Here is a 13,165-nt window from a genome sequence, read left to right as displayed (position 1 = left end):
GATCAGCGAAAGCGATAGGGGACGACCTGGCGGACATTGGGGTCGATCTCGATGATCGAGGCCGCGGGGGGGAATGCGCGCTGGTCGCAGGCGATACGCGGGCAGATGCGGCACGAGCTGCCGATCGGCGTGGCGGGGCCGTCGGCGCGCAGTTCGTCGGCATAGACGAAGTCGGCGGCGTGCTGCGCCTCGCATCCCAAGGTCACCGCATAGCGCCGCGGGGTGCGGGTGAAGCTGCCCGATGCCTTCACCAGCCCCTTCGCCATCGTGACATAGCGAACGCCATCGGGGGTTTCGGCGAGCTGGACGAGGATACGATCGGGAATCGCCACGGCTTCGTGCACCAGCCAGAGCGGGCAGGCGCCGCCATATTGCGCGAATTGCAGCGGGGTGGCCGAATGCCGCTTGGTGATGTTCCCCGCCATGTCGACGCGGCAGAAGAACACTGGGATTCCCGCCGCGCCGGGGCGCTGGAGCGTCGAGAGGCGGTGGCAGGCCTGTTCGAAGCTGACGCCGAAGCGCTGGCGCAGGCCATCGACATCGTGGCGCAGCTCGCGCGCGGCGTCACGATAGGCGGTGTAGGGCATCAACAGCGCGCCCGCCGCATAATTGGCTAGGCCGACCGACAGCAAGGCGCTGGCGGCGTCGACCAGCCCCGATCGCGCAACGGTGACGTCGATTTCGTTGGCGAATTCGAGCCGGACGAGCTGGTGCGCGAGCTGGAAATGGGTGCTTTCGGGGGGCAGGTTGCGGTCGATCCGCAGCGTGCGGCGGACGGGGTCGAAGGCGCGCAGCGGCGCGGTCTGCTCGCCGGTGCCGGGTTCGATCGTCACCCGGTGGCGCAGTTGCAGCCGGTCGATCATCGCGCGCACCGGGTCCGCCCCCGCGGGCAGCGCGGCGGCGAGCGCCTCGGCGGCGCGGTCGAGCGGGTCGATATAATTATTGGCGTGGTGAAACCAGTCGCGCACCTCTTCCCAGGGTTGGCGGCCGGTGGTTTCGCCGCCGCTGTCGAATCGGTCATCGAGCGCGCGAACCTGTTGCTGTACCCGAACATAGGCGTCGTGCAGCGCGACGAGCCGACGGGCGAGTTGCGGTTGCTGGCGAAGCGCGCGGTGGACCGCGGCCTCGTCGATCGCCGGGCCGGGGACGCTGGGATCGCGCGCCGCTGCGATCGCGGCGGATAGCAGCCCGGCATCCTCGCCGACCTCAGCCCAGTCATTGGGGAAAGCGCGTCCCAGCGCCGCGAGCGTGAGTTCGGTAAGCGGGCGATCGCCATTCTCGATCTGCGAGAGATAGCTGGTCGAGATACCTAGCCGCGCGGCGGTTTCGGCCTGCGACAGCGCGAGGCGCTGGCGGAGCGTTCGGACCTTCGACCCGGCGAAGAGACGGCGGCGGGGGGCGGTCAATGTGCTTCTCCCCGCTCGCCCGTTCGTTTCGAGCGAAGTCGAGAACCGGCGGCTTGGCGCATTGGGCGGTTTCTCGACTTCGCTCGAAACGAACGGGGTGGGGACGTGCCGGACATGAGTCCTTGGTAGTTTGCAAAGTGTTTCGCCGCAACTTCGCAACATCGCATTTGCCTTTCGCGCGGCGGGCTGAGAAGGGGATGGCCAGCGCAACGGAGTGATCGCCTGCATGTCGTCGACGATGCTCGAACTTGAAAAGCGGCGTGAAGCCGCGCGGGCAGGCGGCGGTCAAAAGCGGATCGATGCGCAGCACGCCAAGGGCAAGTTGACCGCACGCGAGCGGCTTGACGTTCTGCTCGATCACGGATCGTTCGAAGAACTCGACATGTATGTCGAGCATAACTGCGTCGATTTCGGGATGGAGGAACAGATCGTCCCCGGCGACGGGGTCGTCACCGGATCGGGCACGATAAACGGCCGGCTGGTGTTCGTGTTCAGCCAGGATTTCACCGTATTTGGCGGGTCATTGTCCGAGCGACACGCGCAGAAAATCTGCAAGATCATGGATATGGCGCTGAAGGTCGGCGCACCGGTGATCGGGCTGAATGATTCGGGCGGCGCGCGCATCCAGGAGGGTGTCGCATCGCTTGGCGGCTATGCCGAAGTGTTCCAGCGCAACGTTTTAGCTTCCGGCGTCGTCCCGCAGCTCAGCCTCATCATGGGGCCGTGTGCGGGCGGCGCAGTGTATTCTCCAGCTATGACGGACTTCATCTTCATGGTGAAAGATTCGTCGTATATGTTCGTCACCGGCCCAGATGTAGTGAAGACCGTTACAAACGAGATCGTCACGCAGGAGGAACTGGGTGGAGCGGTGACGCATACCACGAAGTCGGGGGTCGCAGATGTGGCCTTCGAAAACGATATCGAGGCGCTGCTCGCAGCCCGCGACTTCGTGGACTTTCTTCCTGCCTCGAACCGCGCCGCAGTGCCCGAGCGTTCGAGCGACGACCCGTGGGATCGGCTCGAGCCTAGCCTCGACACGCTGATCCCGCCCAGCGCCAACATGCCCTATGACATGCACGAGTTGATCGCCAAGACGGTCGACGAGGGCGATTTCTTCGAATTGCAGCCGAGCCATGCAGGCAACATCCTGATCGGCTTTGGTCGGATCGAGGGGCACACGGTGGGGATCGTCGCCAACCAGCCAATGGTGCTGGCGGGCTGCCTCGACATTAATTCATCGAAGAAGGCGGCGCGATTCGTGCGCTTCTGCGATGCATTCGACATTCCGATCGTCACCTTCGTCGACGTTCCCGGCTTCCTGCCCGGCGTGGGGCAGGAGCATTCGGGAATCATCAAGCATGGCGCGAAACTGCTCTTCGCCTATGCCGAGGCGACGGTACCCAAGATCACGGTGATCACGCGCAAGGCCTATGGCGGTGCCTATGACGTGATGGCGTCGAAGCATCTGCGCGGCGATCTGAACTATGCCTGGCCGACCGCCGAAATCGCGGTGATGGGGGCCAAGGGCGCGGTCGAGATCATCTTCCGGGGCAAAACGCCCGAGGAAATCGCCGAGCGTACCGCCGAATATGAGGCGCGCTTCGCCAATCCGTTCGTGGCGGCGAGCAAGGGCTTTATCGACGAGGTGATCCAGCCGCATTCTACGCGGCGGCGGGTGGCACTGGGGCTGCGCAAGCTGCGCGGCAAGAGCCTGGAAAACCCGTGGAAGAAGCATGACAATATTCCGTTGTGAGCCCAGATTTTGAAGTTTCCCATGTATTTGTAGTGCTGGTCACGACTATTTTTGGGGGCGCTGCACATCGGATGCATTCGACCCAGACGTATTTCAAAAGAAATATGTTGAAGGGTGTTAGTGTTAAACGGGCGGACAATCCGACTGAGTTTATTGCTTGCTTTGTAGTTTTCAGCGCAATCAGTTTTACGGGTGCTACGTGGTTACTTCTGGAGTTGTGGCAGGCGCTATGAAACTCGGCCGCCTCAACCATGTCGGCGTTGCGACACCGTCGATCGCCGATTCAGTCGTCTTCTACCGCGACATCATGGGCGCCACCGCGATTGGCGAGCCCTTCGATCTGCCCGCGCAAGGGGTGAAGGTGTGCTTCGTCGATACGCCCAACACGCAGATCGAACTGATCGAGCCGCTGGGCGAAGGCTCGCCGATCCACGGCTTCCTCGCCAAGCATCCCGGCGGCGGACAGCATCATCTATGTTATGAGGTCGAGGATATCCTGGTCGCGAAGGCGTGGTTCGAGGGGCGCGGGGTGCGGGTGCTCGGCGAACCACGGATCGGCGCGCATGGGACGTTGATCCTGTTCCTGCACCCCAAGGATACCGGCGGCGTGCTGACCGAATTGATGGAAGCGCACTGACTTCCCCTCGCCCCTGAAAGGGGAGAGGGTTGGGCAGACTTGGTCGTGCTTTTTCAGCACGGCCTAGTCGTAGCTGGGTGACGGGTAGGCGCTTGCCCTTGCAAGCGCGCGAGCCGGCGGCTCGCTCGACCCCTCACCAACCTTCGCTAGGCCGCTTCGCGACCAAGCTTCGGTATCCTCTCCCCTGTCCAGGGGAGAGGGGTTTTTTTAGCGGGAGAGGCTGTTGCCCCAGTACGAACACATCCTCACCGAGCGGCGCGGCGACGTGCTGGTCGTCACGCTTAATCGCCCCGACCGGCTGAACGCAGCTCCGCCCGCTATGTTCGACGAATTGCGCGCCGCGCTCGGCGATCTGGACGGCGCGCGTGCGGTGTTGATCGCCGGGGCGGGGCGGGGCTTTTGTTCGGGGGCCGATGTCGGCGGTGGTGCGCTGGGGGCGGCGGATCCCGGCGCTGCGACCTACGAAGCGCTGACCGAGCATTATAATCCCGCGCTGCTGGCGATCGCCGGCCTCGATGTGCCGGTCGTCAGCGCGGTGCTTGGGCCGGCGGCGGGGATCGGGTGCAGCCTGGCGCTGGCCGCCGATTTCTGTGTCGCGGGCGACACCGCCTATTTCCTGCAAGCGTTCGTCAATATCGGGTTGGTGCCCGATGGCGGCGCGTCGTGGATGCTGCCGCGGCTGATCGGTCGCGCGCGTGCGACCGAGATGATGCTGCTGGGCGAGCGGGTGCCGGCTGCCAAGGCGCTCGAATGGGGGATGATTCACCGCGTCGTCGTCGACGAAGCGGTCGATGCCGAGGCGTTTGCGCTCGCCGAGCGGCTGGCGGCGGGGCCGACGCGGGCGTTGGGGCTGATGCGGCGCGGGATGCAGGCGGCGCTTGAGAGCGATTATGCCGGCGCGATGGTCCGCGAGGCCGAGAACCAGCGCGCGGCGCGCGGGACGCAGGATGCGCTCGAGGGGGGGATGGCGTTTTTGCAGAAGCGGAAGGCTGAGTTTAAGGGGCAATAAAGCGCGCCGTTCGTTTCGAGCGAAGTCGAGAAACGTTCCAGCCCACCGCCCTTACTTGCTTCTCGACTTCGCTCGAAGCGAACGGAGACCTTTTTGACCGACAAACCGACCCTCGCCGACTGGCAGACCCTCGCCGCCAAGGAATCGAAGGACCGAGACCTTCGCTGGCACACGCCCGAAGGTATCGCGGTCAAGCCCTTGTACACACAGGAGGACGTCGCCGATCTCGACCCCGGCCTGCCGGGCTTCGCGCCGTTCACGCGCGGGGTGCGCGCGTCGATGTATGCCGGGCGGCCCTGGACGGTGCGGCAATATGCGGGCTTTTCGACCGCTGAGGAATCGAACGCCTTCTACCGCCGCAACCTGGCCGCGGGGCAAAAGGGGCTGAGCGTCGCGTTCGATCTCGCCACCCATCGCGGTTACGACAGCGATCATCCGCGTGTGACCGGCGATGTCGGCAAGGCGGGCGTGGCAATCGACAGCGTCGAGGACATGAAGATCCTGTTCGACGGCATCCCGCTCGACAAGATGTCGGTCAGTATGACGATGAACGGCGCGGTGATCCCGATCCTGGCGTTCTTCATCGTTGCGGGCGAGGAACAGGGGGTGCCGCGCGAACAGCTCGACGGGACGATCCAGAACGACATCCTCAAGGAGTTCATGGTCCGCAACACCTATATCTACCCGCCCGAGCCCAGCATGCGGATCATCGCCGACATCATCGGCTATACTTCGGCGCACATGCCCAAGTTCAACAGCATCAGCATCTCGGGCTATCACATGCAGGAGGCGGGGGCGACGCAGGTGCAGGAGCTTGCCTTCACCATCGCCGACGGCCGCGAATATGCGCGCGCGGCGATGGCGGCGGGGCTCGACATCGACAAGTTCGCCGGGCGGCTGAGCTTCTTTTTCGCGATCGGCATGAACTTCTTCATGGAAGTCGCCAAATTGCGCGCCGCGCGGCTGCTGTGGCACCGGGTGATGACCGAGCTGGGCGCCAAGGACGAGCGATCGAAGATGCTGCGCACGCATTGCCAGACATCGGGCGTGTCGTTGCAGGAGCAGGACCCGTATAACAACGTGATCCGCACCACCGTCGAGGCGATGGCGGCAGCGTTCGGGGGCACGCAGAGCCTGCACACCAACGCGCTCGACGAAGCGATCGCGCTGCCGACCGACTTTTCGGCGCGGATCGCGCGCAATACCCAGATCGTGCTGCAGGAAGAAACCGGCATCACCAAGGTCGTCGATCCGCTGGGCGGCAGCTATTATGTCGAGGCGCTGACGCAGGAAATCGCCGATCGCGCCTGGGAAATCGTCGAGCGGGTCGAGCGCGAGGGCGGGATGGCCAATGCGGTCGATGCCGGATGGCCCAAGGCGATGATCGAGGAAGCGAGCGCGGCGCGGCAGGCGCGGGTCGATCGCGGCGAGGACGTGATCGTCGGGGTCAACAAATACCGGCTGAAGGACGAAGACCCGGTCGAAATCCTCGACATCGACAATCATGCGGTGCGCGCCGGGCAAGTCGCGCGGATCGAGCGGATCAAGGCGACGCGCGACGAAGCGGTGTGCCGCGCCGCATTGGATGCGCTGCGTGAAGGCGCGCGAAATCCTCCCCGGAACGGGGAGGGGGACCATGCGCAGCATGGTGGAGGGGGCGAGCCGCAAACGGCATCGCCCGAGGAAAGCCCCCTCCGTCAGCCTTCGGCTGCCACCTCCCCCGCTGGGGGAGGAACCAACCTGCTCGCGCTCGCGGTCGAATGCGCCCGCGCGCGCGCGACGCTAGGCGAGATCAGCCAGGCGCTGGAGGATGTGTTCGGCCGCTATGGCACCACGCCGACCCCGGTGAGCGGCATCTATGGCGGAGCCTATGGCGACGATGTGCGCTGGTCGCGGCTGACCGACGGCGTCGCGGCCACCGAGCGGCGGCTGGGGCGCAAGCCCCGGATGTTGGTCGCCAAGATGGGGCAGGACGGACATGATCGCGGCGCCAATCTGGTGTCGAGCATGTTCGGCGATCTGGGGTTCGAGATCGTCCCCGGTGCGCTGTTCCAGACGCCCGAGGAGGTCGCCAAGCTGGCGATCGAGCAGGAGGTCGATGTGGTCGGCGCATCGAGCCTGGCGGCGGGGCACAAGACCTTGGTGCCCGAACTCATCGGCCATCTGCGCGACGCGGGGCATGGCGACATCAAGGTGATCGCGGGCGGCGTGATCCCCGCGCAGGACTATGACTTCCTGCGCCAGGCTGGCGTCCAGGCGATCTTCGGCCCCGGCACCAATTTGATCGACGCCGCGGGCGAAGTGCTGCGGCTGCTGGGGCACAACATGGCACCCACCGAGGATGCCGCGTGAGTCTTGGCTTTTCGGTCGAGACGCTGATGCCGCGTGCGCGCGGCGGCGGGGCGTTGCGGATGGGGCTGGTGCCGCTTGCGCACGATCAGTGGCTGCACCCCGCGCCCGATCTTGCCACGCGCGCGGCCGCATTCGACGCGGGCGATTGCGTCGCGGTATTGCCCGAGGCCGAGGCTGCGGCGCGCGAGACCGCGGCGCTGCTCGGGGTTGCGGGCGGGCTGGGCGAGGCGGCGCGCGCGGTGTGGGAGGATCTGTGCCTGGTCACAAGCGACGCCGATCGCGGCTATCGGCTGACCGGCGGCGCGGTGGCGTTCCCCACCGATTGGCGGTTGCCCGAGAAGCTTGGCCAGTCGCTGACGCAGGTCCACGCGCCGATCCATGGCTATGCCGAGCAATTGTCGAAGGGGGTCGATCACTTCGTCGCGACGCTGCCCGCGGGGGCGATCTATGGCCGCGCGAACTGGTTCGTCGTGCCGACCGCGGCGGGGCGCTATTTGCCCCAGGACGATCCTGCGCAGCGTTTTGCGCATGTCACCACCGCCAACGCCGGCGATACGCTGTTCGTGCGCTGCGAGCGCCAGACGCTGCGCCGGCTGCCAGCAACCGGCGCGGTGCTGTTCACCATCGGCATCCACGTCGCGCCGCTGCACGCGCTGAGCGCCGGCGTGGTGCACCGCGTCGCCGATGCGGTGGCGCAGACCGGCGGCGGCGAACATGCGCGGCGCGCCGCGCCCTTTTACGCCGAAGCGCTGGCGGGCTATGCCGCCGCGCGACGCGACGAGCTTGTGGAGACGATCGAGTGACGACCCTTATTGCCGATGGAGGCACCCGCAACGATTGGACGCGCGAGGAAATTGCGGCGCTGTTCGACCTGCCGTTCACCGAACTGGTCTTCCGCGCTGCCGAGGTGCATCGCGCCAACCACGCCCCCGATCGGGTCCAGCGGTCGACCTTGCTGTCGATCAAGACCGGCGGCTGCCCCGAGGATTGCGGCTATTGCAACCAGGCGGCGGGGGCCGATACCGGGCTGAAGGCATCGAAGCTGATGGATGTCCGCGCGGTGCTGCAATCGGCGGCGCAGGCCAAGGACAATGGCTCGACGCGTTTCTGCATGGGCGCGGCGTGGCGCAACCCCAAGGACCGCGACATGCCCGCGATCGTCGAGATGGTGCGCGGCGTTCGCCAGATGGGGATGGAGACCTGCATGACGTTGGGCATGCTGACGCCGGCGCAGGCGCGGATGCTGGGCGAGGCGGGGCTCGATTATTACAACCACAATATCGACACTTCGCCGGAGCATTACGAAAAGGTCATCACCACGCGGACCTTCGCCGACCGGCTCGATACGCTGGAGCAAGTGCGCGCGGCGGGGATCAACGTGTGTTCGGGCGGGATTGTCGGCCTGGGCGAGACGCGCGCCGATCGCGTCGGCTTCGTCCATGCGCTGGCGACGTTGCCCCGGCATCCCGAAAGCGTGCCGGTGAATGCTTTGGTGCCGGTGAAGGGCACGCCGCTGGGCGACATGCTCGCCGACACGCCGATGGCGAAGATCGACGATATCGAATTCGTGCGGACGGTGGCGGTCGCGCGGATCACGATGCCCGAAAGCATGGTGCGGCTGTCGGCTGGGCGCGAGAGCATGAGTGAGGCGACACAGGCCTTGTGCTTCCTGGCGGGGGCGAACTCGATCTTCACCGGCGATCGGCTGTTGACGACGGGCAATGCCGGCGACGACGCCGACAGCGCGCTGTTCGCCAAGCTGGGGCTGCAACCGATGGCGGCCGCCGCGCCTGCGCAGCTTGAGGCGGCAGGGGCGTGATGCTCGCTGTGCCGCTGGTAATCGTCGCGATGACCCACCCTCGTCACCCCGGACTGGTTCCGGGGTCCACGCTTCCACCTGCGGCGGCTTCGCTGGGCGCAAGGTGGACCCCGGAACAGGTCCGGGGTGACGTTCAAGATTGGTGCAACTGATGTTCAAGAAAATCCTGGTTGCCAATCGCGGCGAAATCGCTTGCCGCGTCATGCGGACGGCGAAGAAGATGGGGATCGCCACCGTCGCGGTCTATTCGGACGCCGATGCGCGCAGCCCGCATGTGCTGATGGCCGACGAGAGCGTCCGGCTGGGGCCGGCACCCGCTGCGGAGAGCTATCTCAAGGCCGAGCTGATCCTGCTGGCGGCCAAGGAGACCGGGGCGGACTGCATCCATCCGGGCTATGGCTTCCTGTCCGAGCGCGAGAGCTTCGCGCGCGCCTGCGCCGAGGCGGGGATCGCCTTCGTCGGCCCGCCGCCGGAGGCCATCGCGGCGATGGGCGACAAGATCGAATCGAAGAAGCTGGCCAAGGCCGCGGGCGTCAACGTCGTTCCCGGCTTCCTGGGCGAGATCGCCGATACCGACCATGCGGTGCGGATCGCGGGCGAGATCGGCTATCCGGTGATGATGAAGGCGAGCGCGGGCGGCGGCGGCAAGGGGATGCGGCTGGCCTGGGGCGAACAGGACGTCCGCGACGGGTTCGAGGCGACCAAGCGCGAGGGGCTGGCGAGCTTCGGCGACGACCGTGTGTTCATCGAGAAGTTCATCGAACAGCCGCGGCATATCGAGATCCAGCTGCTCGGCGACCAGCACGGCAGCATCGTGTATCTGGGCGAGCGCGAATGCTCGATCCAGCGGCGGCACCAGAAGGTGGTCGAGGAAGCGCCGTCGCCCTTCGTGACGCCCGAGATGCGCAAGCGGATGGGCGAGCAGGCGGTCGCGCTGGCGCGCGCGGTGGGCTATTATTCGGCGGGCACCGTCGAGCTGATCGTGTCGGGCGCCGACACGACGGGCGAGGGATTCTACTTCCTCGAGATGAACACCCGGCTGCAGGTCGAGCATCCGGTGACCGAGGCGATCACCGGGCTCGATCTGGTCGAACAGATGATCCGGGTGGCGGCGGGCGAACGGTTGGCATTCGGGCAGGACGAGGTGCAGCTCAACGGCTGGGCGATCGAGAACCGCGTCTATGCCGAGGATCCGTATCGCGGGTTCCTGCCGAGCACCGGGCGGCTGGTGCGCTATCGTGCGCCTGAGGCGGGGCCGGCCCCAGGCTCGTCACCCCAGCGAAAGCTGGGGTCTCTCGCCGCATTCGATGCGCTTCGAACGGGCGAGACCCCCGCTTTCGCTGGGGTGACGGATGATGGCGAGGCGCAACCCTATATCCGCATCGACGACGGCGTCGCCGAAGGCGGTGAGGTCAGCATGTTCTACGACCCGATGATCGCCAAACTGGTCACCTGGGCACCCACCCGCGACGGCGCCGCCGATCTGGCGGTCGCGGCGCTCGACCGGTTCGAGCTCGAGGGCGTCGGCAACAACATCGATTTCCTCTCGGCGCTGATGCAGCATCCGCGCTTCCGCAGCGGCGCGCTGACGACGGGGTTCATCGCCGAGGAATTCCCCGACGGCTTCACCGGCGCCGATGCATCCGAAGCGATGATCCGCAAGCTGGCCGCGGTGGCGGCGGTGCTCGACATGGAGACCGCGTGGCGCAACGCCAGCATCTCGGACAAGCTCGACGATCGCTTCATCCCGCGCGAGGATCGTGCGGTGCTGATCGGCGAGCGGCGCTACGACGTGTCGATCGACGGCTATGATCGCGGGCTGCTGGTCAATCTCGATCCGCAGGAAAGCCCGCTCGACGTGGTGACCGGGTGGAAGCCCGGCCAGCGCCAGTTCGTCGCGACGATCGACGACGAAGCGATCACCGTGGGAGTGAAGCGCACCCGCACCGGCTGGCGGCTCAACGCGCATGGCCGAACGCATGTCGTGCGTGTGATGACGGTGCGCGCGGCCGACCTGGCGGCGCACATGATCGAGAAGGTGCCGCCCGACCTGTCGAAATTCCTGCTCTGCCCGATGCCTGGGATGCTGAGCGCGCTCCACGTCGCCGAGGGCGATGCGGTCGAGGCCGGACAGCCGCTGGCGACGGTCGAGGCGATGAAGATGGAGAATATCCTGCGCGCCGAGCGGCCGGGAGTGGTGGGCAAGATCCACTTCGCGCCGGGCGAGAGCATGGCGGTCGACGCGGCGATCCTCGACTTCGTTTGAGGGACCCTCGAGAACCGTTCGTGTCGAGCGAAGTCGAGACAGGGTGGCCAGAAGCGGGCGGGTTCTCGACTTCGCTCGAACCGAACGGGGGGGGAGGATGATTGCCGCTGGTTTCGCCGCGCGATAGGACCGGTGGCATGATCCTTCGCGTTGCCACTTCGCTCGCGCTGCTCGCAGCCGCGCCCGTCCATGCCCAGAACCGATCTGCTCCGCAGCCCGCGCCGCTGCCGCCGGTGCTGCCCTGGTCGGGGGCGAGCGAAGCGCTGGTCGCCAAGCCCGGCGCGCACTGGATCACCCCGGCGGAGGTCGCCAGATTCGAGACCACCCCCGATTACGCCGCGACGCGGGCGTGGATCGAGCGGCTGGTCGCCGCCTCGCCGCTGCTGACGCTCCAAAGCTTCGGCACGACGCCCGAGGGGCGCGACCTTTATTATGTCCGCGCGAGCAAGGGGCCGGGCAAGCCGGTGGTGCTGGCGCAGGCGGGAATCCACGCCGGCGAAATCGACGGCAAGGATGCCGGCATGATGCTGCTGCGCGACATTGCGTTCGGCGGCAAGGATGCGCTGCTCGACCAGGCCGATCTCGTCTTCGTGCCGATTTTCAACGCCGATGGGCATGAGCGGTCATCACCCTGGAGCCGCCCCAACCAGCGCGGCCCGCGCGAACAGGGCTGGCGCACCAACGCGCAGAACCTCAACCTCAACCGCGACTATCTCAAGGCCGACACCCCCGAGATGCGGGCGATGCTCGCGCTGATCCGGCGGATCGATCCCGCGCTGTACCTAGACCTGCACGTCACCGACGGTACCGATTACCAGTACGACATCACCTACGACTTTAACGGGCTGTACGGGCACTATGCCAACAGCGTCGCGATCGGGCGCTGGCTCGACGAGCGGCTGCGCCCGGCGTTCGATGCCGCGCTGACCGCCAACGGCCATGTGCCGGGTATCTATGTCGATGCGATCGACAATCGCGACCCCGCCAAGGGAATCGCGCACAATGCCGATGCCGCGCGCTTCTCGACCGGCTGGGGCGACCGTGCCCGCGTGCCGACGGTGCTGCTCGAGACGCATTCGCTCAAGCCCTATCGCCAGCGGGTGCTCGGCACCTATGTCTTCATCGAAACCGCGCTCCGGACGGTCGGCGCCGAGCGCCAGGCGCTGCAACGTGCGATCGCCGCCGATCGCGCTGCCCGCCCGCGCGAGGCGGTGCTGGGCTGGAAGCAGGCGCCCGCGCCGATCTTCACCATCCCGTTCAAGGGCGTCGCGCACGATCGCTATCGCTCGGTTGCCTCGGGGCGCGAAGAACTACGCTGGTTGGGGCGGCCGGTGACGCTGACGATGCCCGTCATCGGCCAGGTGCCGGCGATCACCACCAAGCTGCCCAAGGCCTGGTGGGTGCCCGCCAGCGCGCCGCAGGCGATCGAGCGGCTCCGCGTGCAGGGGATCGCGTTCGAAACGATCGATGCGCCGCGCAAGCTACGGCTCGACATGGTGCGGCTGAAGGATCCCAAGCTCGGCACCGCGATCGAAGGCCATGTGCCGCTGACCGCGGGGTTCGCGCACGAGACGCGGAGCGAGATGATGCCCGCCGGATCGGTACGGGTGCGATCGGATCAGCCGCTTGGGCTGCTCGCCGCGGCGATGCTCGAGGCCGAGAGCGCCGATTCGCTGCTGGCGTGGAATTACTTCCCCGCGATCCTGACGCGGACCGAATATATCGAAGGCTATGCGATCGCGCCGATGGCCGATGCGATGCTGGCGCGCGACCCCGCGCTCAAGCGCGCGTTCGAGGCGAAGCTGGCCGCCGATCCCAAGTTCGCTGCGGATGCAAATGCGCGGCTGGCGTGGTTCTACGAACGCACGCCCTATTACGACGCGCGGTATCTGCTGTATCCGGTCGGCCGCGAGCTGTGACAAT

The 13,165-nt window shown here is 66.5% G+C and carries 9 protein-coding genes; 8 read left to right on the top strand and 1 reads right to left on the bottom strand.

Annotation, left to right across the window (positions count from 1 at the left end; all coding sequences use genetic code 11):
- Positions 1-2 precede the first annotated feature (2 nt).
- The gene (locus OKW76_RS06785) at positions 3-1,406 is read right to left on the bottom strand and encodes a helix-turn-helix domain-containing protein (protein ID WP_265552270.1); all 1,404 of its coding nucleotides are present in this window, start codon (positions 1,404-1,406) and stop codon (positions 3-5) included.
- Between the two features lie 226 nt (positions 1,407-1,632).
- Here OKW76_RS06785 and OKW76_RS06780 point away from each other — a divergent pair, with 226 nt between their 5' ends.
- The 8 genes from OKW76_RS06780 (at position 1,633) to OKW76_RS06745 (ending at position 13,161) form a co-directional block, all read left to right on the top strand.
- Positions 1,633-3,159 (top strand): acyl-CoA carboxylase subunit beta, encoded by a 1,527-nt coding sequence (locus OKW76_RS06780; RefSeq protein ID WP_265552267.1) that lies wholly within the window; start codon positions 1,633-1,635, stop codon positions 3,157-3,159.
- A 229-nt stretch (positions 3,160-3,388) separates the two neighbouring features.
- Positions 3,389-3,796, top strand: coding sequence for a methylmalonyl-CoA epimerase (gene mce, locus OKW76_RS06775; protein WP_265552265.1), 408 nt, complete (start codon positions 3,389-3,391; stop codon positions 3,794-3,796).
- A gap of 223 nt (positions 3,797-4,019) precedes the next feature.
- Positions 4,020-4,805: an enoyl-CoA hydratase-related protein gene (locus tag OKW76_RS06770; protein WP_265552263.1), complete on the top strand. Its 786-nt coding sequence runs from the start codon at positions 4,020-4,022 to the stop codon at positions 4,803-4,805.
- A gap of 93 nt (positions 4,806-4,898) precedes the next feature.
- On the top strand, positions 4,899-7,157 hold the full coding sequence (scpA, locus tag OKW76_RS06765; protein WP_265552261.1) for a methylmalonyl-CoA mutase: 2,259 nt from the start codon (positions 4,899-4,901) through the stop codon (positions 7,155-7,157).
- A complete protein-coding gene (locus tag OKW76_RS06760) occupies positions 7,154-7,960 on the top strand; it encodes a heme-dependent oxidative N-demethylase subunit alpha family protein (RefSeq protein ID WP_265552259.1) in 807 nt (268 codons plus the stop codon). The genes scpA and OKW76_RS06760 overlap by 4 nt, the downstream gene beginning before the upstream one ends.
- Positions 7,957-8,976, top strand: coding sequence for a biotin synthase BioB (gene bioB / locus OKW76_RS06755; RefSeq protein WP_265552257.1), 1,020 nt, complete (start codon positions 7,957-7,959; stop codon positions 8,974-8,976). Before OKW76_RS06760 ends, bioB begins: the two co-directional genes overlap by 4 nt.
- 151 nt (positions 8,977-9,127) lie before the next feature.
- Complete coding sequence (locus OKW76_RS06750) at positions 9,128-11,242, top strand: acetyl-CoA carboxylase biotin carboxylase subunit (RefSeq protein WP_265552256.1); 2,115 nt, start codon at positions 9,128-9,130, stop codon at positions 11,240-11,242.
- A 137-nt stretch (positions 11,243-11,379) separates the two neighbouring features.
- Positions 11,380-13,161: a M14 family metallopeptidase gene (locus OKW76_RS06745; protein ID WP_265552254.1), complete on the top strand. Its 1,782-nt coding sequence runs from the start codon at positions 11,380-11,382 to the stop codon at positions 13,159-13,161.
- Positions 13,162-13,165: the final 4 nt, after the last annotated feature.

The sequence above is a fragment of the Sphingomonas sp. S1-29 genome, from assembly GCF_026167545.1.
Classification (GTDB): Bacteria; Pseudomonadota; Alphaproteobacteria; order Sphingomonadales; family Sphingomonadaceae; genus Sphingomonas.
The sequence above is the reverse complement of the archived record's forward strand: the minus strand, read 5'-3'. Positions and strand labels throughout refer to the sequence as shown.